Annotated in this window: 13 protein-coding genes, 1 tRNA gene and 7 pseudogenes; 16 read left to right on the top strand and 5 right to left on the bottom strand. The window is 67.9% G+C overall.

Annotated elements, in window-relative coordinates; all coding sequences use genetic code 11:
• Window positions 1-45: 45 nt before the first annotated feature.
• From H0I39_RS04585 to H0I39_RS04555, 7 genes and pseudogenes are all read left to right on the top strand, one after another.
• Window positions 46-2,384 (top strand): annotated as a pseudogene (locus tag H0I39_RS04585) (DNA translocase FtsK).
• A gap of 154 nt (window positions 2,385-2,538) precedes the next feature.
• The gene (lolA, locus tag H0I39_RS04580; RefSeq protein ID WP_180549722.1) at window positions 2,539-3,210 is read left to right on the top strand and encodes an outer membrane lipoprotein periplasmic chaperone LolA; all 672 of its coding nucleotides are present in this window, start codon (window positions 2,539-2,541) and stop codon (window positions 3,208-3,210) included.
• Between the two features lie 311 nt (window positions 3,211-3,521).
• A pseudogene (locus H0I39_RS04575) lies at window positions 3,522-4,855 on the top strand (replication-associated recombination protein A).
• Between the two features lie 251 nt (window positions 4,856-5,106).
• Window positions 5,107-6,035, top strand: a pseudogene (locus H0I39_RS04570) (branched-chain amino acid ABC transporter permease).
• 151 nt (window positions 6,036-6,186) lie between these two features.
• Window positions 6,187-7,374 (top strand): ABC transporter permease subunit, encoded by a 1,188-nt coding sequence (locus H0I39_RS04565; protein ID WP_180549721.1) that lies wholly within the window; start codon window positions 6,187-6,189, stop codon window positions 7,372-7,374.
• Between the two features lie 18 nt (window positions 7,375-7,392).
• Window positions 7,393-8,166, top strand: coding sequence for an ABC transporter ATP-binding protein (locus H0I39_RS04560; protein WP_180549720.1), 774 nt, complete (start codon window positions 7,393-7,395; stop codon window positions 8,164-8,166).
• Window position 8,167: 1 nt separating this feature from the next.
• Window positions 8,168-8,884, top strand: coding sequence for an ABC transporter ATP-binding protein (locus H0I39_RS04555; RefSeq protein WP_180549719.1), 717 nt, complete (start codon window positions 8,168-8,170; stop codon window positions 8,882-8,884).
• A 497-nt stretch (window positions 8,885-9,381) separates the two neighbouring features.
• Here H0I39_RS04555 and H0I39_RS04550 read toward each other — a convergent pair.
• Window positions 9,382-10,346 (bottom strand): annotated as a pseudogene (locus H0I39_RS04550) (Bug family tripartite tricarboxylate transporter substrate binding protein).
• Window positions 10,347-10,635: 289 nt separating this feature from the next.
• Window positions 10,636-11,676, bottom strand: coding sequence for a CDP-6-deoxy-delta-3,4-glucoseen reductase (locus H0I39_RS04545; RefSeq protein ID WP_180549718.1), 1,041 nt, complete (start codon window positions 11,674-11,676; stop codon window positions 10,636-10,638).
• A 48-nt stretch (window positions 11,677-11,724) separates the two neighbouring features.
• Here H0I39_RS04545 and H0I39_RS04540 point away from each other — a divergent pair.
• The 5 genes and pseudogenes from H0I39_RS04540 to H0I39_RS04525 all read left to right on the top strand — a co-directional run bounded on the left by H0I39_RS04540 (window position 11,725) and on the right by H0I39_RS04525 (window position 16,763).
• Window positions 11,725-12,638 (top strand): annotated as a pseudogene (locus H0I39_RS04540) (NAD-dependent epimerase/dehydratase family protein).
• A gap of 318 nt (window positions 12,639-12,956) precedes the next feature.
• A pseudogene (locus tag H0I39_RS21615) lies at window positions 12,957-14,159 on the top strand (acyl-CoA dehydrogenase family protein); the annotation flags it as partial.
• Between the two features lie 246 nt (window positions 14,160-14,405).
• On the top strand, window positions 14,406-15,167 hold the full coding sequence (locus H0I39_RS21610; protein WP_307776869.1) for a class I SAM-dependent methyltransferase: 762 nt from the start codon (window positions 14,406-14,408) through the stop codon (window positions 15,165-15,167).
• The gene (locus H0I39_RS04530; protein ID WP_180549716.1) at window positions 15,056-15,358 is read left to right on the top strand and encodes a hypothetical protein; all 303 of its coding nucleotides are present in this window, start codon (window positions 15,056-15,058) and stop codon (window positions 15,356-15,358) included. Before H0I39_RS21610 ends, H0I39_RS04530 begins: the two co-directional genes overlap by 112 nt.
• Window positions 15,359-15,629: 271 nt before the next feature.
• Entirely contained in the window at window positions 15,630-16,763 is a 1,134-nt protein-coding gene (locus H0I39_RS04525; protein WP_308645768.1) for an amino acid permease, read from the top strand.
• A gap of 45 nt (window positions 16,764-16,808) precedes the next feature.
• Here H0I39_RS04525 and H0I39_RS04520 read toward each other — a convergent pair.
• Window positions 16,809-16,893, bottom strand: a tRNA-Leu gene (locus H0I39_RS04520).
• A 39-nt stretch (window positions 16,894-16,932) separates the two neighbouring features.
• Here H0I39_RS04520 and cysM point away from each other — a divergent pair.
• The 3 genes from cysM (at window position 16,933) to H0I39_RS04505 (ending at window position 18,692) form a co-directional block, all read left to right on the top strand.
• Window positions 16,933-17,835 carry a cysteine synthase CysM gene (gene cysM, locus H0I39_RS04515; protein ID WP_180549715.1) on the top strand — a complete coding sequence of 301 codons (903 nt, stop codon included), beginning with the start codon at window positions 16,933-16,935 and terminating at the stop codon, window positions 17,833-17,835.
• A gap of 67 nt (window positions 17,836-17,902) precedes the next feature.
• Complete coding sequence (locus H0I39_RS04510) at window positions 17,903-18,451, top strand: NUDIX hydrolase (protein WP_180549714.1); 549 nt, start codon at window positions 17,903-17,905, stop codon at window positions 18,449-18,451.
• Window positions 18,360-18,692: a sulfurtransferase TusA family protein gene (locus tag H0I39_RS04505; protein WP_180549713.1), complete on the top strand. Its 333-nt coding sequence runs from the start codon at window positions 18,360-18,362 to the stop codon at window positions 18,690-18,692. The genes H0I39_RS04510 and H0I39_RS04505 overlap by 92 nt, the downstream gene beginning before the upstream one ends.
• Here the strand turns inward: H0I39_RS04505 and galU are convergent, their stop codons facing one another.
• Entirely contained in the window at window positions 18,693-19,580 is an 888-nt protein-coding gene (gene galU / locus H0I39_RS04500; RefSeq protein ID WP_180549712.1) for a UTP--glucose-1-phosphate uridylyltransferase GalU, read from the bottom strand. It lies immediately after the preceding gene.
• 98 nt (window positions 19,581-19,678) lie between these two features.
• Between galU and H0I39_RS04495 the strand changes: the two genes are divergently transcribed.
• Window positions 19,679-20,647 carry an NAD(P)-dependent oxidoreductase gene (locus H0I39_RS04495; protein WP_180549711.1) on the top strand — a complete coding sequence of 323 codons (969 nt, stop codon included), beginning with the start codon at window positions 19,679-19,681 and terminating at the stop codon, window positions 20,645-20,647.
• Window positions 20,648-20,806: 159 nt separating this feature from the next.
• Here the strand turns inward: H0I39_RS04495 and H0I39_RS04490 are convergent.
• Window positions 20,807-23,660: pseudogene (locus H0I39_RS04490) on the bottom strand (valine--tRNA ligase).
• Between the last annotated feature and the right edge of the window lie 17 nt (window positions 23,661-23,677).

Raw genomic sequence — 23,677 nt, 5'->3', positions numbered from 1 at the left:
GGCCACCGCCTCTTGCGGTAAGCTCCCGATACTGTAGTTTTGTCCATGGCTTACCCTCTCAATACGTTCAATGATGCCCAGCCGGCGCCCGCGCCGCGCACGGGCGTGGGCCGCTTCACGCAGGAAGTGGTGCTGGTGCTGGGCCTGGCGCTCATCATCTTCGCGACCATGGCGCTGGCCAGCTATTCGCCGCACGATGCCGCCTGGTCCACCTCCGGCACGGGCGGCCCGCCGCACAACTGGGCCGGCAAGCTGGGGGCGTGGCTGGCGGATGTGGCCTACGTGGCCCTGGGTTTTTCGGCCTGGTGGTGCGTGGCGGCGGCCGTGCGCGGCTGGCTGGGGGCGTCACGCGCTGGATGAACGGTGGCCAGCCCGCGGCCGAGAAAGTCGAGCGGTCGGTCTGGTCGTATCTCATGTCCACCCGTGCGGCCTTCTGGCTGGGGTTGCTGCTGGTGCTGGCGGCCAGCACCGGTCTGGAATGGTCGCGCCTGTACCGCTGGGACGACGCCCTGCCGGGCTCGGCGGGCGGCATTCTGGGCTATCTGGGCGGGCCGATCGCCGTGCAATGGCTGGGCTTCACGGGCTCGGCGCTGTTCGGCATCGCCACGCTGGTGCTGGGCGCGGCGCTGGCGTTCCGCTTTTCCTGGAGTCGGCTGGCCGAGCGCATCGGCGCCGGCCTGTATGCGCTGGTCGAATCGCGCCGCGAACGCCGCGAGATAGCGCAGGATCTGGCACTGGGCAAGCAGGCCGCGCGCGAGCGCGAGGAGGTGGTGCACCACGAGCGCGAGGTGATCGAGGAGCAGCACCCGGCGCCGGTGCTGATCGAGCCCACGCTGGTGCAGGTGCCCAAGAGCGAGCGTGTGGCCAAGGAAAAGCAGAAACCCCTGTTCACCGAACTGCCCGACAGCAACCTGCCGCAGGTCGATCTGCTCGACGGCGCGCCGGCGCACCAGGACAGCGTGGCGCCCGAAACGCTGGAGATGACCAGCCGCCTGATCGAGAAGAAGCTGAAGGACTTCGGCGTCGAGGTGCGCGTGGTGGCGGCGGCGCCGGGCCCGGTGATCACACGCTACGAGATCGAGCCGGCCACGGGCGTGAAGGGCTCGCAGGTGGTGAACCTGGCCAAGGACCTGGCGCGCTCGCTGAGCCTGGTGTCGATCCGCGTGATCGAGACCATCCCCGGCAAGAACTACATGGCGCTGGAGCTGCCCAACGCCAAGCGGCAGATGATCAAGCTGTCGGAGATTCTCGGCTCGCAGATCTACCACGACGCCAAGAGCCTGCTCACCGTGGGCCTGGGCAAGGACATCGTCGGCAAGCCGGTGGTGGCCGACCTGGCCAAGATGCCGCACGTGATGGTGGCGGGCACCACCGGCTCGGGCAAGTCGGTCGGCATCAACGCCATGATCCTGTCGCTGCTGTACAAGGCCGAGCCCAAGGACGTGCGCCTGCTGATGATCGACCCCAAGATGCTGGAGATGTCGGTTTACGAAGGCATTCCGCACCTGCTGGCGCCGGTGGTCACCGACATGAAGCAGGCCGCCAACGGCCTGAACTGGTGCGTGGCCGAGATGGAGCGCCGCTACAAGCTGATGAGCAAGTCCGGCGTGCGCAACCTGGCCGGTTTCAACCAGAAGATCGACGAGGCCAAGGCGCGCGGCGAATTCATCTACAACCCGTTCAGCCTGACACCCGACGACCCCGAGCCGCTGGAGCGCCTGCCCTACATCGTGGTTGTCATCGACGAGCTGGCCGACCTGATGATGGTGGTTGGCAAGAAGATCGAGGAACTGATCGCCCGCCTGGCGCAGAAGGCGCGCGCCGCCGGCATCCACCTGATCCTGGCCACGCAGCGGCCCAGCGTGGACGTGATCACCGGCCTGATCAAGGCCAACATCCCCACGCGCATCGCCTTCCAGGTCAGCAGCAAGATCGACAGCCGCACCATCCTCGACCAGATGGGCGCCGAGGCTTTGCTGGGCATGGGCGACATGCTCTACATGCCCAGCGGCACCGGCTTTCCGCAGCGCGTGCACGGCGCCTTCGTCAGCGACGACGAGGTGCACCGCGTGGTCGAATACCTCAAGAGCCAGGGCGAACCCAACTACATCGAGGGCGTGCTGGAAGGCGGCACCGTCGATGGCGAGGAGGGCGGCTTCGGCGATGGCGGCGACAGCGGCGGCGAGAAGGACGCGCTGTACGACCAGGCGGTCGAGATCGTGCTGAAGAACCGCAAGGCCAGCATCTCGCTGGTGCAGCGCCACCTGAAGATCGGCTACAACCGCGCCGCGCGGCTGGTCGAGGACATGGAAAAGGCCGGCCTGGTGGGTGCCATGAACGAGCGCGGCCAGCGCGACATCCTGGTGCCGACGCGGGCCGAATAACACCGACCGAAGCTCGCGAACCGAAACGCGCGGGCCGGCTCGCCCGGGCGGCCACGGCGCACCGGCGTGTAGGCCGCCGCCGCAACTTTGCGTTTCTTGACCCTTCTTCACCGTCCGGCGCTGAACCCGGCGCCACAATGCCGGTCCTATGCACATGAGCAAGCAACCCTCTTCCCATCTTCGCGTGCTCGGCCGGCTGGCCGTGGCCGCTTCTCTCGTGGCGCTGGCGGCGCAGTCGGCCTGGGCCGGCGGGCTGGACAGCCTGGAGCAGTTCGTCAAGGGCACGCGCTCGGGCAAGGCGGCGTTCACGCAGGTCGTCACCGCGCCGGCCAAGGATGGCCAGGCGCCGCGTGCCCGCACGCAGAGCGGCACCTTCGAATTCCAGCGGCCGGGCAAATTCCGCTTTGTCTACGCCAAGCCGTTCGAGCAGACCATCGTCGCCGACGGCAAGACGCTGTGGCTGCACGACGTGGACCTGAACCAGGTCACCTCACGTCCGCAGGACCAGGTGCTGGGCTCCACGCCGGCGGCCATCGTGGCCGCTGCGCCTGACCTGAAGGCGCTGGAGAAGGACTTCACGCTGAGCGAAGAGCCTGATGCCGACGGCCAGCAGTGGGTGAAGGCGGTGCCCAAGTCGCGCGACGGCCAGTTGCAAAGCATCCGCGTCGGCTTCAAGCCCGGCGCCCAGGGGGCCGAGCTGGGCACGCTGGAGATTCTGGACAGCTTCGGCCAGCGCTCGGTGCTGACCTTCACCGGCTTCGAGGTGAACGCCGCCGTGCCCGCCAGCCACTTCAGCTTCGTGCCGCCCAAGGGGTGGACGTGCTGAAACAATAGGCGTGGCATGAATAAAATGATAGCTGCTTGCGCCCGTCATTAAACGATTTCATATATGAATCTATCTGAAAGCAAGCAATGGCAGGCGCAAGCAGCTATCTTTATTGATTGGAAACCAGTCTCAGACAGTGTTGTGGGAGCGGGCTTGCCCGCGATGAGGCGCCTCGTCGCCACGAACGCTCCAAGCCCGCGCCCACATAGCGGATGACGACCGCGCATCATCTGGGCCTTCTTGATCATCAAGATCATTTGATTCATCGATGGCATGGGCGGCGTCTGCGCCGGCGTTCCTAGAATCCGTCCATGCCTCGCCCGCCACCCAAGACCGCCGCCCACGCGCCACTGCACGTGCCCCTGCCCGAGCGCCTGCGCCCGCGCACGCTGGCCGAGGTGGTGGGCCAGCAGCACCTGCTGGGCGAGGGCATGCCGCTGCGTATTGCCTTCGAATCGGGCCAGCCGCACAGCTGCATCCTATGGGGCCGCCCGGCACCGGCAAGACCACCATCGCGCGGCTGATGGCCGACGCGTTCGACGCGCAGTTCATCCCCATCAGCGCCGTGCTCGGCGGCGTCAAGGACATCCGCGATGCGGTCGAGCTGGCCGAGAAGGCGCGTGACAGCCTCACGCCGCAGGCCACCATCGTCTTCGTCGACGAGGTGCACCGCTTTAACAAGAGCCAGCAGGATGCCTTCCTGCCGCACGTCGAGAGCGGGCTGTTCACTTTCATCGGCGCCACCACCGAGAACCCCTCGTTCGAAGTCAACTCCGCGCTGCTGTCGCGTGCCGCCGTCTACGTGCTGCAGCCGCTCGATGAAGACGATCTGAAGCAGATTCTGGCCCGGGCGCAGTCGGAGCAAGCGCAGACAGCTATCGAAAAAGAAGCGCAAGAGCGCCTGATCGCCTACGCCGACGGCGATGCGCGGCGCCTCCTGAACACGCTGGAGACGCTGTTCGTCGCCGCCCGCGCCGAGCATGTCGACACCATCACCGACGCCTGGCTGCTGAAGGTGCTGGGCGAGCGCCTGCGCCGCTACGACAAGGGCGGCGAGCAGTTCTACGACACCATCAGCGCGCTGCACAAGTCGGTGCGCGGCAGCGACCCGGATGCCGCGCTCTACTGGTTCGTGCGCATGCTCGACGGCGGCGCCGACCCGCGCTACCTGGCGCGCCGCATGATCCGCATGGCCAGCGAGGACATCGGCCTGGCCGACCCGCGCGCGCTGCGCCTGGCCCTGGACGCCGCCGACGTGTACGAGCGCCTGGGCAGCCCCGAAGGCGAACTGGCCCTGGCCGAATGCGTGGTCTACCTGGCCGTGGCGCCCAAGAGCAACGCCGTCTACAAGGCCTTCAACGCCGCCAAGGCCTTCGTCAAGAACGACACCACGCGCCCCGTGCCGCTGCACCTGCGCAACGCGCCCACCAAGCTGATGAAGCAGCTCGACTACGGCAAGGGCTACCGCTACGCACACGACGAGGCCGGCGGCTTTGCCGCGGGTGAGCGCTACCTGCCCGACGGCATGCCGGAGCAGCACTTCTACCAGCCCGTGCCGCGCGGGCTCGAGATCAGGATCGGCGACAAGCTGGCCGAGTTGCGTCGACGCAACCGCGACGCGGCCGATGGTGCCCCCGACGCATAGCGCGCCGCCCCAGGATGGGCACCCGCCTGCGCCGCGGCGCACCGCGACGGTGCGTCGCCCACAAGGAAAACCCCGGTGCATCTGGCTCTTGGCCGGCCTTGCCCGCCGCTAGAATTATTTTCACCAAAACCCGCTACAGACCACCTGGCGGGTTTTTTGCTAGGTGGCTGATGGCGCCCACAAGGCGCTGCCGGGTACACCATCAACAAGGCCGCCCCGTCGACCACGCGCCACGGCGCAGGAGGAACGGAATGGAAGTCTTGCTTCAGCAGATCATCAACGGTCTGGTGCTGGGCAGCATGTATGCCTTGATCGCCCTGGGTTACACCATGGTCTACGGCATCATCCAACTCATCAATTTCGCGCACGGTGAAGTGCTCATGGTCGGGGCGCTCACCGCCTGGTCGGTCATCGGCATGATGCAGGCCGCCATGCCCGGCGCGCCCGGCTGGGTGATCCTGATCCTGGCCATGCTGATTGCCTGCGTGGTGGCGGCGGCGCTCAACTTCGTGATCGAGAAGGTGGCCTACCGGCCGCTGCGCAACAGCCCGCGCCTGGCACCGCTGATCACCGCCATCGGCATGTCGATCCTGCTGCAGACGCTGGCGATGATCATCTGGAAGCCCAACTACAAGCCCTTTCCCACGCTGCTGCCCAGCGCGCCGTTCAACGTCGGCGGTGCCTACATCACGCCCACGCAGATCATGATCCTGAGCGTCACCGCCGTGTCGCTGGCGCTGCTGATGTACCTGGTGCACTACACCAAGATCGGCCGCGCCATGCGCGCCACGGCCGAGAACCCGCGCGTGGCCGGGCTGATGGGCGTGAAGCCCGACGTGGTGATCTCCGCCACCTTCATCATCGGTGCCGTGCTGGCGGCCATTGCCGGCGTGATGTACGCCAGCAACTACGGCACGGCCCAGCACACCATGGGCTTCCTGCCGGGGCTCAAGGCCTTCACCGCCGCGGTGTTCGGCGGCATCGGCAACCTGGGGGCGCGGTGCTGGGCGGGCTGCTGCTGGGGCTGATCGAGGCCATCGGCTCGGGCTACATCGGCACGCTCACCGGCGGCCTGCTGGGCAGCCACTACACCGACATCTTCGCCTTCATCGTGCTGATCATCGTGCTCACATTGCGGCCTTCCGGCCTGCTGGGCGAGCGCGTGGCGGACAGGGCATGAACACCCCCTGAGTCGCCTGCGGCGCCTTCCCCCTCTGCGGTGCGAGGGGGACAACGCCAGTGCCCGGCGCAGGTCCGGGCACGGCGTTCGCTGGCATGGCCGGCTCCGCGGCCCTTGGTGCGCTGCCGCGCACGCACATCGGATCACTCTCATGAGCCAAAAGAACAAGATCATCGTCTTCGCCCTGTGCGGCATCGCGCTGCTGGTGCTGCCGCTGGTGCTGCAGCAGTTCGGCAACGCCTGGGTGCGCATCGTCGACATCGCGCTGCTGTACGTGATGCTGGCGCTGGGCCTGAACATCGTGGTGGGCGAGGCCGGCCTGCTGGACCTGGGCTACGTGGCCTTCTTCGCCGTCGGCGCGTATCTTTACGGCCTGCTGGCCTCGCCACACCTGACCAGCACCTTCGCCGCCATCGGCGCGGCGTTTCCCAACGGCTTCCACACCTCGCTGTGGCTGGTGATTCCGGTGGCGCTGCTGCTGGCCACCTTCACCGGCGTGCTGCTGGGCATTCCGGTGCTCAAGCTGCGCGGCGACTACCTGGCCATCGTCACGCTGGGCTTCGGCGAGATCATCCGCATCTTCCTGAACAACCTCGACCACCCCTACAACATCACCAACGGCCCCAAGGGCATCAACCAGATCGACTCGGTCAAGATTTTCGGGCTCGACCTGGGCCGGCCGCTCACCATCGGCGGCTTCGAGATCGCCTCGGTCTCGCTGTACTACTACCTGTTCCTGGTGCTGGTGCTGGTCACCGTGTTCGTCTGCTACCGGCTGCAGGATTCGCGCATCGGCCGCGCCTGGATGGCGGTGCGCGAGGACCAGATCGCCGCCCAGGCCATGGGCATCAACACCCGCAACATGAAGCTGCTGGCCTTCGGCATGGGTGCCTCGTTCGGCGGCGTGGCGGGCTCGATGTTCGCGGCCTTCCAGGGCTTCGTCTCGCCCGAATCGTTCAGCCTGATGGAGTCGGTGATGATCGTCGCCATGGTGGTGCTGGGCGGCATCGGCCACCTGCCGGGCGTGATCCTGGGCGCGGTGCTTCTGGCGGCGCTGCCCGAGGTGCTGCGCTACGTGGCCGGCCCGCTGCAGGCCATGACCGACGGCCGCCTCGACTCGGCGATCCTGCGCCAGTTGCTGATCGCGCTGGCCATGATCAGCATCATGCTGCTGCGCCCGCGCGGCCTGTGGCCCACGCCTGAGCACGGCAAGGCGCGCCCGCTGGCCACCGGCAAGGTCATGCCCACCACGGCGCAGCAGAACCCGCCGGGCATCGACTTCCCGGCCGACGCCGTGCCCGGCAGCACCGTGCGCCGCCAGGACGCCATCAACCCCTGAGCCGCGAGGACGAGCACCATGAGCAGCGATACCGTACTCCGCGTCCAGGGCGTGTCCAAGCGCTTCGGCGGGCTGCAGGCCCTGTCGGACGTGGGCATCACCATCCAGCGCGGCCAGGTCTACGGCCTGATCGGCCCCAACGGCGCCGGCAAGACCACCTTCTTCAACGTCATCACCGGGCTGTACACGCCCGATGGCGGCAGCTTCGAGCTGGGCGGCAAGCCCTACAAGCCGCAGGCCGTGCACGACGTGGCCCGGGCGGGCATCGCGCGCACCTTCCAGAACATCCGCCTGTTCGCCGAGATGACGGCGCTGGAGAACGTGATGGTGGGCCGCCACGTGCGCACCCATTCGGGCCTGTTCGGCGCCATCTTCCGCACCGCCAGCTTCAAGGCCGAGGAAGAAGCCATCGCCGAACGTGCGATGGAACTGCTGGACTACGTGGGCATCGGCAAATACGCGCACTTCCGTTCGCGCACGCTGTCGTACGGCGACCAGCGCCGGCTGGAGATTGCCCGCGCGCTGGCCACCGACCCCCAGCTCATCGCGCTGGACGAGCCCGCCGCCGGCATGAACGCCACCGAGAAGGTGCAGCTGCGCGAGCTGATCGACCGCATCCGCAAGGACAACCGCACCATCCTGCTGATCGAGCACGACGTGAAGCTGGTGATGGGCCTGTGCGACCGCGTGACGGTGCTCGACTACGGCAAGCAGATTGCCGAGGGCACGCCGGCCGACGTGCAGAAGAACGAAAAAGTGATCGAGGCCTACCTGGGCACCGGAGGACATTGAGATGGCCCAGACCCTGTTGAAAGTATCGGGCCTGCAGGTGGCCTACGGCGGCATCCAGGCCGTCAAGGGCGTGGACTTCGAGGTGCGCGAGGGCGAGCTGGTGTCGTTGATCGGCTCCAACGGCGCCGGCAAGACCACCACCATGAAGGCCATCACCGGCACGCTGCCGCTGGCCGGCGGTGACATCGAATACCTGGGCAAGTCCATCAAGGGCCAGGGCCCGTGGGACCTGGTAAAGCAGGGCCTGGCCATGGTGCCGGAAGGGCGCGGCGTGTTCACGCGCATGACCATCACCGAGAACCTGCACATGGGCGCCTACGTGCGCAACGACAAGGCCGGCATCGCCGCCGACATCGAGAAGGTGTTCACCATCTTCCCGCGCCTGCGCGAGCGCAAGGACCAGTTGGCCGGCACCATGTCGGGCGGCGAGCAGCAGATGCTGGCCATGGGCCGCGCGCTGATGAGCCGGCCCAAGCTGTTGCTGCTCGATGAACCATCGATGGGCCTGTCGCCCATCATGGTCGACAAGGTGTTCGAGGTGGTGCGCGACGTGTACGCGCAGGGCGTCACCATCCTGCTGGTCGAGCAGAACGCCAGCCGCGCGCTGGCGCTGGCCGACCGCGGCTACGTGATGGAATCGGGCCTCATCAGCATGACGGGCGCCGGCAAGGACCTGCTGGCCGACCCGAAGGTGCGCGCGGCGTATCTGGGCGAGTAGGCGGTGCTGGCAAGCCCTGCCAGGCCGGGCTTGATTCAATCACCGGGCTGCGCATCGGCGCCAGAAGAAGAGGGGAGTATGTTCTTCTTGCGCTTGATTGGCGGGTGCTGGCGGCCTGCATGGTGGTGAGTATATGCCTGTCCCCGGCCCCGCCCAACTGCTCTCACATCGTCGGCAGGGCCGTGTTGCTTGATGCGTCACCAGTCTCAGGCAGCGTTGTAGGAGCGGGCTTGCCCGCGATCAAGCGTTGGTGGCGACGAGATGCCCCGTTACGGGCAAGGCCGCGCCCACACCGCGGATGCGATCCGCGCGGCATCTGATTCAATTCCCGATCAAGACAGCCAGAAATTCGTCATTCCGGCGCAAGCCGGAATCCAGACGGCGTGTGCAAGAACACCTGGATCCCGGCTTTCGCCGGGACGACGGTTGTTCACGTTTTCAAGTGGAGGCGGAACGAGACTTCCTGATGGTCAAGCTTTATTGAAAGCCAATCCGTATCAGTCCACCTTGGCGCCCGAGCGCTTGACCACCGGCTCGTAGCGCGCCCGCTCGCGCTGCATGAGCTGGCCGAACTGCTCGGGCGTGGTGGGCACGGGCTCGGCCATCAGCATGGCAAAGCGCTGCTGCGTCTCGGGGCTCTTCAGCGCGGCGGTGAAGGCGGTGTTGAGTTTGTCGATCACGTCCTTCGGCGTGCCGGCGGGCGCCGCCAGGCCCCACCAGGTGTCGACCTCGAAGCCCTTCAGCGTCTCGGCCATGGCCGGCACGCCCGGCAGCATGGGCGAACGCTTGGCGGGGTCACGGCCAGCGCCTTCAGCTTGCCGGCCTTGATGTTGGCCGCGGCAGAGGCCAGGTTGTCGATGTTGAAATCCACTTGGCCCGACACCAGCGCCAGCTGCGCCGGGTTGGCGCCGTTGTAGGGGATGTGCACGGCAAACACGCCCGCGCCCTGCTTGAACATCTCGCCCGCCAGGTGCCCGGCCGAGCCGTTGCCGCCCGAGCCGTAGTTGAGCTGACCGGGGTTGCGCTTGGCATACGCGATCAGGTCGGCCAGCGTGTTGATCTTCAGCCGCGCGGCGGTGTCGGCGTTCATCACCAGCACGTTGGGCACGCGCACCATCTGCGTGATGGGGGCAAAGTCCCTGGCGGCGTCGTAGGGCATCTTGCTGAACAGCCAGGGGTTGATGGCGTGCGTGGCCACGGCGGCCAGGCCGATCACGCTGCCGTCCGGCGTGGCCTTGGCCACGTAGTCGCTGCCGATGTTGCCGCCGGCGCCGGGCTTGTTCTCGACGATGACGGTGCCCAGCGAATCCTTCACCTGTTCGGCCAGCGCGCGCGCCGTCACGTCCAGCGGGCCGCCGGGGGCATAGGGCACGATCAGGCGAATCGGCTTGGCGGACTGCGCGAAGGCCGCCGTGCTGGCAGCCAGGGCGAGGGTGGTGATGAGCAGATGGCGTCGTTGCATCAGGGAACTCAAGTTAAAAAATGCCGGATCGGCGACAAGTCTCGAACGGCGTTGTAGGAGCGGGCTTGCCCGCGATCTGGCCCTCGTGGCGACGAGTCGGCTCATCGCGGGCAAGCCCGCTCCCACACAGCGGATGCTGTTCGCGCGTCATCTGAGACTTCTTGATAGTCAAAAAATGATAGCTGCTGGCGCTTGCCAAAAAATGAATTCAGGTCATTTGTTCTTGAAAATGGCTTCCATCCAGCGCAAGCCACTATCAAAAGAAGAGTCGGCACGCATGCGCCGCACTTCACACGCTCAACTTGTCCGCTTCGCTGGTGAAGGCGTCGGCGAAGAACTCGTGCTCGGGCAGGCCGGCTTTCTCGACAAAGTCCTTGCGCGCCGAATCGACCACGATGGGCGCGCCGCAGGCGTAGACCTGGTGGCCTGAAAGATCAGCGAAATCCTGCAGCACCGCCAGGTGCACGAAGCCGGTGCGGCCGCTCCAGCCGTCCTCGGCCAGCGCGTCGGAGACGACCGGCACATACTTCAGGTGCGGCATCTCGGCGCAGCGGGCCTTCACCCACTCGTCCATGTACAGATCGTGCGGGCGGCGGCCGCCCCAGTACAGCACGGCCTCGCGCGTGATGCCCATGAACTGCATGTGCTCGATGATGGCCTTGATGGGCGCGAAGCCCGTGCCCGAGGCCAGCAGCACGATGGGCTTGGGCGATTCCTGCAGGTGGAAGCTGCCGTACGGCCCCTCGATGCGCAGGATTTCCTTCTCCTTCATCGCGCCGAACACGTGGTCGGTGAACTTGCCGCCGGGCATGTGGCGGATGTGCAGGTCGACCATCGGCGCGCCGCTTTCGATCAGCGTGTGCGGCGCGTTGGCCATGCTGTAGCTGCGCCGCGCGCCGTCGCGCAGGATGAACTCGACGTACTGGCCCGCGTGGTACTGGATGATGTCGTTGGCGGGCAACTGCAGCTTGAGGCGCACCACGTCGGGCGACAGCTTTTCGAGCGTCGCCACGCGCGCCGGCATCTTCTTGATCGGGAAGGCGCCCGCGTGCGTGACCTGGCGCGATTCCAGCACCACGTCGCTGGTGGCGGTGCCGCAGCACGTCAGCACGTAGCCGTCGGCCTCTTCCTGGGCGCTGAGCGCCTTGTCCTGGTGCGGGCCGTGGGTGACGGTGCCCGAAATCTTCTTGCACTTGCACGAGCCGCAGGCGCCGTCCTTGCAGCCGTAGGGCAGGCCGATGCCTTGGCGGATGCCGGCGGCGAGCATGGTTTCGGCCGGTTCGGCCTCGAAGCTGCGGCCGCTGGGTTGCACGGTGATGGTGTAGGTCATGGCTTGAGTATCCTCGCGGGGACTTCCACCCCGCTGAACCGGCCAATTTTGCCCTCAAACCAGACTCCCTCGGTGCGCTGCCGGCGCGCTTCAGGCGCGTGCGCGTGCTCGTCGTCGGCTGCGGCGACGTGGGGCGCGCGGCGCGGCGGCTGTCGCCGCGTGTGCGCGTGCTGGCGCTGGTGCGCGATGCCGCGGCGGCGCCCGCCTTGCGCGCGCAGGGCATCACGCCGCTGGCGGGCGACCTGGACGACACAGCCAGCCTGCGGCGACTGGCCGGCATCGCCACGCACGTGATTCACCTGGCACCCCCGCCGGGCGAAGGCGAGGGCGATGCGCGCACGCAGGCACTGCTGCGCGTGCTGGCGCGGCGCAGCGTGCCGGCGGCGCTGGTCTACGGCTCCACCAGCGGTGTGTACGGTGACTGCGGCGGGGCGTGGATCGACGAAACGCGCGCCCTGAACCCGCAGACCGCCCGCGCACGCCGCCGCGTGGCCGCCGAAGGCCAGGTGCGCGCCTTCGGCCGCGCGGCGGGCGTGCGCGCCAGCATCCTGCGCATTCCCGGCATCTACGCCGCTGATCGCCCTAACGGCACGCCGCGCGAGCGCCTGCAGCGCGTCACACCCGTGCTGGCGGCAGCCGACGACGTGTTCACCAACCACATCCACGCCGACGACCTGGCGCGCGCCGTGCTGGCCGCCCTGTGGCGCGGCAAGCCGCAGCGCGTGGTGCACGCCAGCGACGACAGCGACCTGCGGATGGGCGACTACTTCGATCAAGCGGCCGACCTGTACGGCCTGCCACGGCCGCCGCGCATCAGCCGCGCGCAGGCAACGGAACAATTGAGCGCGGTGCAGCTGTCCTTCATGCGCGAATCGCGCCGCATGCACAACCGCCGGCTGAAGCAGGAGCTGCGCCTGCGCCTGCGCTATCCGACGGTGGCCACCGGGCTGGCGCCTGCCTGAATGACCACCGTCTTGCTTGACTATCAAGAAGCCTCAGACCGTGTTGTGGGAGCGGGCTTGCCCGCGATGAGGCGCCTCGTCGCCACGAACGCCTGATCGCGGGCAAGCCCGCTCCCCACAGCGGATGGCGTCCGCGCGTCATCCGAGACTTCTTGATGATCAATCTGTTTTGATAGTGGCCAGCGCCCATCCAGCAACGAATTCAAGAGAAAAGTATCTGAAAATGGCTTGCGGAGGGCGCCAGAAGCTACTTTATTTGTAGTAATGCTGTCTTCGACAGGACTGCGCCGCCACCCCCGAAGGGCGTAGAGTGACCGCATGGACTTCGCTTACCCGCCCCGCGTGCAGGCGCTGCAAAGCCAGGTGCAGCGCTTCATGGATGACCTGATCCTGCCCTCGCACCGCGACTGGCACCGCTGGGCCGATGCGGGTGTCTACCCGCTCGACGTGATCGAGCCGCTCAAGCGCCAGGCGCGCGAAGCCGGCCTGTGGAACCTGTTCCTGCCGGGCCTGAAAGAGGGCGAACCCGGCACGCGCCTCAGCAATCTGGAATACGCGCCCCTGGCCGAGATCATGGGCCGCGTGCCCTGGGCCAGCGAGGTGTTCAACTGCAGCGCGCCCGACACCGGCAACATCGAGCTGCTGCACCTGTTCGCCACGCCGGAGCAGCGTGCGCAGTGGCTCGAACCGCTGATGGAAGGCGCCATCCGCTCATGCTTTGCCATGAGCGAGCCCGACGTGGCCTCGTCCGACCCCACCAACCTGGGCACGCGCATCGCGCGTGATGGCGACAGCTACGTGCTCAACGGCCGCAAGTGGTTCATCACCGGCGCGGCGCACCCCAGTTGCCGGTTGGCCATCGTGATGGGCATCTCCGATGCCTCGCCCGACGCGCCCGCGCACCGCCGCCACAGCATGCTGCTGGTGCCCATGGATGCGCCGGGGCTGGAGATCGTGCGCAACATCCCGGTGATGCAGCACCAGGCCATCGAGGGGCATTGCGAATTGTTGTTCCGCGACGTGCGCGTGCCGGCCGCCAACCTGCTGGGATCGGAAGGCGACGGCTTCGCCATGGCGCAGGCGCGGCTGGGGCCGGGGCGCGTGCACCACTGCATGCGCACCATCGGCCAGTGCGAGCTGGCGCTGGAGCTGATGGCCGAGCGCGCGCTGGAGCGCATGGCCTTCGGCAGGCACCTGTCCGACTTCGCCAACGTGCAGGACTGGATCGCCATGAGCCGCATCGAGATCGACCAGGCGCGCCTGCTGGTGCTGCGCGCCGCCTGGCGCATGGACGTGGAAGGCAACGCGGCCGCGCGCACCGACGTATCCGCCATCAAGCTGGTGGCCGCGCGCCTGCAGACCACGGTGATCGACCGCGCCATGCAGGTGTTCGGCGCCGTGGGCCTGACGCCCGACACGCCGCTGGCCGCGCTGTGGAGCTGGGGCCGCGCCCTGCGCTTTCTGGATGGCCCCGACGAGGTGCACCTGCGCACCGTGGCGCGGCAGGAGCTGGCCCGCAGCCGCGCCACCGGGGCGAGAACGTGCTGCAGCTGCAGCGCTGGATGCCGCCCGACAGCGCTGGCGACGCCGTGTGACGCCAGCCGCCCGGCGCGGCGGCCGCGGGCGGCAATAGGCTGCGGCGGCGCTCGGGCAAAGCCGTGCTATTTTTCATCCCGGGCCGCGGGCCGTCAGGCTTGCGGGCTGGCCGCGCAGACGGTCTGTCTGGGTGAGTCCACCCCAACCCCTGATGTCAAGGAACTTCAACGCATGACCCCTCTCGACGCCTTCGGCGCACGGCGCCGCCAGCTGCTGACCGGCTCCGGCGCCATCGCCCTGGGCGGCCTGCTGGGCACACCGGCGCTGTGGGCGCAGACCGGCGCCGTCACCTACGAGCCGGAGCGCGGCCAGTCCGGCAAGGACGTGATCTGGATCCCGACGCCCGACACGCTGGTCAACCGCATGCTGCGCATGGCGCAGGTCACGCCCAAGGACTACGTGATCGACCTCGGCTCGGGTGACGGCAAGATCGTCATCGCCGCCGCGCGCGAGGGCGCACGGGGGCTGGGCATCGAATACAACCCCGACATGGTCGAGCTGTCGCGCCGCCGCGCCCAGCAGGCCAAGGTGGCCGACCGCGCGCGCTTCGAGAAGGCCGACATCTTCGAGTCGGACTTCAGCCAGGCCACGGTCATCACCATGTACCTGCTGCCGCACCTGAACCTGCGGCTGCGCCACCGCATCCTGGCGCTGAAGCCGGGCACGCGCGTGGTGTCGCACGAGTTCCGCATGGGCCGCTGGCGCCGGACGAAAGCGCCAAGGTCGGGCATGCCTCGGTGCACCTGTGGCTGGTGCCGGCCAACGCGGGCGGCGACTGGGAGTTCAGCTTTCCGCAGCAAAGCGGCCCGCGCACCGTGCGCATGTCGTTCACGCAGCGCTTCCAGTACGTCACCGGCGAAGCGCTGTTCAAGGACTTCACGGCACTGCCGAGCGACGGCAAGCTGCTGGGCGAGCGCCTGTCGTTCGACCTGACCGACGAGGACGGCCACCTGCGCCGCTTCGTCGGCCGCGTGGCGGGCGACCGCATGGAAGGCTCGGTGTACGACTTCACCAACAACGGCGCGCGCCAGCCGTTCAGCGCCCGCCGGCTGGGTGCGGCACCGCCCTTCGACGGCGCCGGCCCCGCGCCCGAGCACGAGGCCGAATCGCTGGGGACCGAATGAGCCGCGCCGACGCAGAAACCATCCAGCCGCAGCAGACGCTGCGCCTGCGCGAGGCCATCGCCATCATCGTCGGCATCGTCATCGGCGCGGGCATCTTCAAGTCGCCCTCGCTGGTGGCGCAGTTCACCGGCTCCACCGGCTGGATGATGGCCGCCTGGCTGGCGGGCGGGGTGATCTCGCTCATCGGCGCGCTGTGCTACGCCGAGCTGGCGGCGGCCTGGCCGCACGCGGGGGCGACTACCACTTCCTGCACCGGGCGTATGGCAGGCGCGTGGCCTTCCTGTTCGCGTGGGCGCGCTTCGCGGTCATCACCACGGGCTCCATCGCCATGCTGGCCTTCGTGTTCGGCGACTACATGGGCGCCATCGTGCCGCTGGGGGCCTACAGCTCGGCGGTGTGGGGCGCGCTGGCGGTGATCGTGCTGACCTGGGTCAACGCGCGCGGCATCCACGCCAGCGCCAGCGCGCAAAGCTGGCTGACGCTGGCCGAGGTGCTGGGCCTGGTGCTGGTGGTGGTGGCCGGGCTGTGGCTGTGGGGCGATGCGGGCCACACCATGCCGGTGGCGACGGCAGGCGAGGGCGCCGGTGGCGGCTCGGCCGCGCCGGCCCTGGGCATGCTGGGGCTGGCCATGGTGTTCGTGCTGCTGACCTTCGGCGGCTGGAACGAGGCGGCCTACCTCAGCGCCGAGCTGCGCGGCTCGCGCCGCGGCATCCTGCACGCGCTGGTCATCAGCATCACGCTGATCACCGTGCTGTACCTGCTGGTCAACCTGGCCTATGTGTACGGGCTGGGCCTGCAGGGCATGGCGAAAAGCGAGGCGGTGGCGGCCGATCTGCTGGGCGTGGCGTTCGGGCGCACGGGCGAGACGCTGATCGCCGTGATGGTGGCCGTGGCGGCGCTCACCTCGATCAACGCCACCATGATCGTCGGCGCGCGCACCAACTTCGCCGTGGGCCGCGACTGGGCCGCGCTGCACGCGCTGGGCCGCTGGGAGGGCGACCGCGGCGTGCCGGCGGCGGCGCTGTACGCGCAGTCGGCCTTCGCGCTGGTGCTGGTGGTGTTCGGCGCCAGCCTGCGCAGCGGTTTCCAGACCATGGTGGACTACACGGCGCCGGTGTTCTGGCTGTTCTTCCTGCTGTGCACGCTGGCGCTGATCGTGCTGCGCCGCAAGGAGCCCGACACGCCGCGCCCCTTCAGGGTGCCGCTGTACCCGCTGATGCCATTGCTGTTTGCTGCGGTGTGCGGCTACATGCTGTGGTCGTCGGTGGTTTACGTGAAGGCGGGCGCGCTGGCCGGCGTGGGCGTGCTGGCGGTGGGGGCGGTGATCCTGCTGTGGCTGGAGGCGCGCGGCGGTGGCCCCGCGGTGCCGGCGGCGGCCACGGTGCCCATCGACCGGCGGCGATGAAAAAGCCGCAGGTTCTGCTGAGAACCTGCGGCTTTTTCACGTTGGTGGTGCCCGGGGCCGGACTCGAACCGGCACACCTTGCGGCGGGGGATTTTGAATCCCCTGCGTCTACCGATTTCGCCACCCGGGCTGCGCAAGGCAAGCTGGAAATTATGGCACAGTGCATCCGATGAACTACCCCACGATCGAAGACGCCATCGGCCGCACGCCGCTGGTGCGCCTGCAGCGCGTGAACGCCGACGACAACGCCGCACGCGGCAACGTGGTGCTGGCCAAGCTGGAGGGCAACAACCCCGCCGGCTCGGTGAAGGACCGCCCGGCGCTGTCGATGATCCAGCGCGCCGAGGAGCGCGGCGAGATCAAGGCCGGCGACACCCTGATCGAGGCCACCAGCGGCAACACCGGCATCGCGCTGGCCATGGCGGCGGCCATCAAGGGCTACCGCATGGTGCTGATCATGCCGGAGGACTTGTCGGTCGAGCGCGCGCAGACCATGAAGGCCTTCGGCGCCGAGCTGATCCTGACGCCGCGCTCGGGCGGCATGGAATATGCGCGCGACCTGGCCGACAAGATGGTGGCGCAGGGCAAGGGCCGCGTGCTGGACCAGTTCGCCAACGCCGACAACCCGCGCATCCACTACGAGACCACCGGCCCCGAGCTGTGGGAGCAGACCGGCGGGCGCATCACGCATTTCGTCAGCGCCATGGGCACCACGGGCACCATCACCGGCGTGTCGCGCTTTCTGAAAGAGAAGAACCCGAAGGTGCAGATCATCGGCGCGCAGCCGTCGGAAGGCTCGCGCATTCCGGGCATCCGCAAGTGGCCCGAGGAGTATCTGCCGAAGATCTACGACCCCCAGGCGGTGGACGAGCTGGTGCTGGTGGACCAGCTCGACGCCGAGGACATGGCGCGCGAGCTGGCGCGGCGCGAGGGCATCTTCGGCGGCATCTCGTCGGGCGGTGCGGCCTGGGTGGCGCAGCAGATCGCGGCGCGCGAGCAGAACGCGACCATCGTGTTCGTGGTGTGCGACCGCGGCGACCGCTACCTGTCGACCGGCGTGTTCCCGGCCTGAATTTGAACGAAATCGGCCTGCAGCGCGCATCTGGCGGGCGCAGGCAGCTATCAATACAAAAGCAACCATGACCCGCTGGAACTACTGCCCCCAATGCGCCACGCCGCTGGAGATGCTGCCCATGCAGGAAGACAGCGGCATCGTCGAGCGCCTGCGCTGCGCCGGCTGCGGCTTCACGCACTGGAACAACCCCACGCCGGTGCTGGCCGCCATCGTCGAATACCAAGGCCAGGTGCTGCTGGCGCGCAATGCGCTGTGGCCGGCCAAGATGTTCGCGCTGATCACCGGCTTCATGGAGGCGGGCGAGTCGGCGCAGGAGGGCATTGCGCGCGAGGTGAAGGAAGAGACAAACCTCGACGTGCAGTCGCTCGATCTGGTGGGCGTGTACGACTTCCAGCGCATGAACCAGGTCATCATCGCCTTCCACACCGTGTGCACCGGCGAAGTGAAGCTCTCGCCCGAACTGATCGACTACCGCCTGTACGACCTGCCCGAGCTGAAGTGCTGGCCCGCCGGCACCGGCTATGCGCTGGCCGACTGGCTGCGCGCGCGCGGGCACGAGCCGGTGTTCTTCACCGCCGAGGAAAACGCCGAGCGGCGCCGCGGGCTGGATTGACGCACAATCGCTGCATGGATATCGCCAAAGAAGTCGACGCACGGGGCTGAACTGCCCGCTGCCCATCCTGAAGGCCAAGAAAGGCCTGGCCGAACTGCAGAGCGGCCAGTTGCTGAAGGTGCTGTCGACCGACCCCGGTGCCGTGCGCGACTTCGAGGCCTTTGCCAGGCAGACCGGCAACGAGCTGGTCGAGCAGACCACCGAAGGCAACACCACGGCGCACATCCTGCGCCGGCGCTGATCAGAGCTTCAGCGTCTTCAGGTAATCGCGGAACGGCGCACCCATCTCGGGGTGTTGCAGCGCCAGTTCAACGGTGGCTTCCAGAAAACCCTCTTTGCTCCCGCAATCGTAGCGCTTGCCGCTGTACTGGTAAGCGTAGACGCGCTCCTTGGTCATCAGGCGCGCGATGGCGTCGGTGAGCTGGATTTCGCCGCCGGCGCCGGGCGGCTGGTTGCGGATCTCGTCGAAGATGCGCGGCGTGAGGATGTAGCGCCCGGCCACGCCCATGCGCGAGGGCGCGGCCTCGGGCGCGGGTTTCTCGACGATGCGCTCGATGCTGATCAGCCGCTCGCCCGCCGCCGCGCCGGCCACGATGCCGTAGCGGCGCACCTGGTCCTCGGGCACCTCCTGCACCGCCAGCACCGAGCGGCCGAGCGACTCGAACGCGTCGGCCATCTGCGCCAGCACCGGCTGGCCGCCGGGCGGGCCGACCATCAGGTCGTCGGCCAGCAGCACGGCAAACGGCTGCTCGCCCACGATGTGTGCCGCGCACAGCACGGCATGCCCCAGGCCCAATGAGCGGTGCTGGCGCACGTAGGTGCAGTCCATGTCGTCAGGCGCCACGGCTTCCACCACCTTCAGCAGCTCGTGCTTGCCGGCGGCCTCGAGCTCGCTCTCCAGTTCGTAGGCGGTGTCGAAATGGTCTTCGATGGCGCGCTTGCTGCGGCCGGTGACGAACACCATGTGGCGCACGCCGGCGGCGTAGGCCTCCTCCACCGCGTACTGGATCAGCGGCTTGTCGACGATGGGCAGCATCTCTTTGGGGCTGGCCTTGGTGGCGGGCAGAAAGCGCGTGCCGAGTCCGGCGACGGGAAAGACGGCGGTGTTGACCTGACGGGTGGTGTGCATGGGCGAATAAACCGGATGGTAAAGTGCTGTGCAGGCGGTTGATGCGGGCGTGCGGCGCCGGTCAGCGCACAGAACGACAGAAAATCAGAGAGGAACGCTTGGACATTCTCCTGCTGGAGGATTTGGCCACCGACGCGCGCCAGTGGCTGGCAGCCCGGCATCAGGTCGATTATCGGCCAGAGCTGCTGGACGATGAGGGCTTGCTGCACCAGCGCCTGCAGCGCGTCAACGCTTTGGTGGTGCCGCCCCGTCTGAAGATCAACACCCAGTTGCTCGACGCCGCGCCGCACCTGGCGGCCGTGGGCCGCATCCACGACGGCACCGAGAACATCGACTTCGAAGCCTGCCAGAAGCGGCGCGTGCGCGTCATCCAGGCCTCCAGCGCCACGGTGCGCGCCAGCGCCGAATACCTGCTGCTCAGCCTGCTGTCGCTGTTCCGCCAGGGCGTGCGCCGGCGCGGCGACGGCGACCCGCGCTCGCGGGGCCATCCGGGGCGCGAGATCAACGACAGCGTGATCGCGCTGTTCGGCCTGGCGCCGCCGGCGCACGTGCTGGCCACCATGCTGGTGCCGCTGGGCGTGCGTGTGGTCGGCTACGACCCGGCGGTGCACCGCAACGCCGAGCTGTGGCGCCGCCTGGGCGTGCAGCCGATGGCGCTGACCGACATGCTGGAGGTGGCCGACGCGGTGTCGGTGCAGACCATCTACGCCTCGCGCTACCGCGGGCTGGTGAGCGAGCGTGTGCTCGAATCCTGCAAGCCGGGCCAGCTGTGGACCAGCATCAGCCGGCCGTCGCTGTTCGACCTGCCGGCGCTGGCGGGCGCCCTGCGCTCGGGCCGCATTAGTGCCTTCATGATGGACAGCGACGACGAACGGCTGACCGCGCCCGACTCGCCGCTGCACGGCCTGACCAACCTGCGCATCACGCCGCGCCTGGCACCGTTCACGCAGGAATCGCAGTTGCGCGGCAGCTGGTACCTGGCCGACCGCATTCACGAAACCCTGCTGCTGAGCGAACTGCACAGCCAGCTCGGGCCCACCGACAGCGAGCCGATGCCGCTGGCCTGAGCGGCGCAAGGGCGGCGGTTGCCCTGCAATCAGTATGTTTTTATAGCTGCTTTCGAACGTCCTGCGAGGAATTCAGGCGTGAAACTGCCTGAAACCCTTATGTATCGGGCGCAAGAAGCTATGATTTTTAACAGTCGGCCGTATGCCGCACCGGTCGCCTCAACCCAGGCGCTGAAGCTGGTCGCGCAGCTTGTCGAGCGCGGCGCCGAAGTCGGCCACGCGCTTCTGCTCCTGCTCGATCACCGCCGGCGGCGCCTTGGCGACGAAGGCCTGGTTGCCCAGCTTGGCCGATGCCTTGGCCAGTTCGCCCTCCAGCCGCTTGATCTCCTTGCCGATGCGGGCGCGCTCGGCGTCCTTGTCCACTTCCATGAACAGGGCCAGGCGCGCATCGCCCACCACGGCCACCGGCGCGGCCTGCGCGGCGGCTGCCCAGTCGGCCTCGCGCTCGAACACCTTCACCTCGCTCAGCTTGGCCAGCGCCTGCAGCACGGGTGCGTGGGCGGTGATGAAGGCCGCGTCGCCCAGCGCGTACAGCGGCAGGCGCTGCGCGGGTGAGACGCCCATCTCGCCGCGCAGGTTGCGGCAGGCGTCGACGACGGCCTTCAGGCGCGCCACTTCCGCCTCGGCGGCTTCGTCGATGTTGGCTTCCTGCGCCTGCGGGTAGGGCGCGACGGCGATCGAGGTGCCTGTCTTGCCCGCCACGGGGGCGACCGCTTGCCACAGGGCCTCGGTGACGAACGGAATGATCGGGTGCGCCAGGCGCAGGATCGCCTCGAGCACGCGCACCAGCGTGCGGCGCGTGGCGCGCTGCTGCGCGGGGCTGCCGGTCTGGATCTGCACCTTGGCGATTTCCAGGTACCAGTCGCAGTACTCGTTCCACACGAAGTCGTAGAGCGTGTTGGCGACGGCGTCGAGGCGGTAGTCGGCAAAGCCCTTGGCCACGGCGGCCTCGGCCTTCTGCAGCAGGCTGACGATCCAGCGGTCGGCGGCGCTGCGTTCCGGCGCCTGATCGGCGTCGAGGCCACAGTCATGGCCTTCGCAGTTCATCAGCACGAAGCGCGAGGCATTCCACAGCTTGTTGCAGAAGTTGCGGTAGCCCTCGCAGCGCTTGCTATCAAAATTGACCGTGCGCCCCAGCGTGGCCATGGCCGCGAAGGTGAATCGCAGCGCATCGGCGCCATAGCCGGGAATGCCGTCGGGAAACTCCTTCCTGGTGTTCTCGCGCACCTTCGGCGCCGTCTCGGGCTTGCGCAGGCCGGTGGTGCGCTTGTCCAGCAGCGGCTCGAGCGCGATGCCGTCGATCAGGTCCACCGGGTCGAGCACGTTGCCTTCGCTCTTGCTCATCTTCTTGCCGTGCGCATCCAGTACCAGGCCGTGGATGTACACGTCCTTGAACGGCACCTGGCCGGTGAAGTGCGTGGTCATCATGATCATCCGCGCGACCCAGAAGAAGATGATGTCGTGGCCGGTGACCAGCACGGAGGAGGGCAGGTAGAGCGACAGGTCTTCGGTCTTCTCGGGCCAGCCCAGGCTGCTGAAGGGCACCAATGCCGATGAATACCAGGTGTCGAGCACGTCTTCGTCGCGGGTCAGCGCGCCGCTGTAGCCCGCGGCTTGCGCCTTGGCGCGCGCCTCGTCCTCGCTGCGCGCGACAAACAAGGAGCCGTCCTCGCCGTACCACGCCGGAATCTGGTGCCCCCACCACAGCTGGCGGCTGATGCACCAGTCCTGGATGTTGTTCATCCACTGGTTGTAGGTATTGACCCATTGCTCGGGCACGAAGCGCACCGCGCCGCTTTGCACGGCATCAATGGCCTTTGCGCGATGCTTTTGCCGGTCTCGTCGGGTTTGCTCATGGCCACGAACCACTGGTCGGTCAGCATCGGCTCGATGATCTGGCCGGTGCGGGCGCAGCGCGGCACCATCAGCTTGTGCTTCTTGGTCTCGACCAGCAGGCCCTGCGCCTCCAGATCGGCCACGATGGCCTTGCGGGCGGCAAAGCGGTTCAGGCCGCGGAAGATCTCGGGCGCGTTGTCGTTGATCGTGGCGTCGAGGTTCAGCACGCCGATCATCGGCAGCCCATGGCGCTGGCCCACGGCGTAGTCGTTGGCATCGTGCGCGGGCGTGACCTTGACCACGCCGGTGCCGAAATCCTTGTCCACGTAGTCGTCGGCGATGACCGGAATCTCGCGCCCCACCAGCGGGAGTATCACTTTCGCTTTCTGTTCAACGAGGTGCTTGTAGCGCTCATCCTCCGGGTGCACCATCACCGCCACGTCGCCCAGCATGGTCTCGGGCCGCGTGGTGGCCACCACCAGCTTCTCGCCCGAACCATCGGCCAGCGGATAGGCGATGTGCCACAGATGGCCGTCCTCTTCCTCGCTCTCGACTTCCAGGTCGCTGACGGCGGTCTTCAACTCCGGGTCCCAGTTCACCAGCCGCTTGCCGCGGTAGATCAGGCCCTGTTCGTACAGGCGCACGAAGGTTTCGGTAACCACCTTGGACAGCTTGTCGTCCATGGTGAAGTACTCGCGGCCCCAGTCCACGCTGGCGCCCATGCGGCGCATCTGGCGCGTGATGGTGTCGCCGGACTGCTGCTTCCACTCCCACACGCGGGCGACGAAGTTCTTGCGGCCCAGGTCGTGCCGGCTCTGGCCCTGCTCCTGCAACTGGCGCTCCACCACGATCTGCGTGGCGATGCCCGCATGGTCGGTGCCCGGCACCCACAGTGTGTTGTAGCCCTTCATGCGGTGGTAGCGCGTCAGGCTGTCCATGATCGTCTGGTTGAACGCATGGCCCATGTGCAGCGTGCCCGTCACGTTGGGCGGCGGCAACTGGATGGCGAAGTTGTCGCCGCGCGCCGCTGCCTCGGCGTTCGGCGCGCCGGTGCCGCGAAAGCCGGCGCGTCCCAGGCCGGCCTGCTCCCACGCGGGGCCCAGGTCGCCTCGATGGCGGCGGGCTCGAAGGACTTGGACAGGGCGGCAAGGCCCGGTTGCGAGAGCTGTTCTGACATGGTGGAGGGCGGCGCAA

The organism is Ottowia beijingensis (assembly GCF_013423955.1).
Lineage (GTDB): Bacteria > Pseudomonadota > Gammaproteobacteria > Burkholderiales > Burkholderiaceae_C > Ottowia > Ottowia beijingensis.
This window is presented reverse-complemented; position numbering and strand designations above follow the sequence as displayed.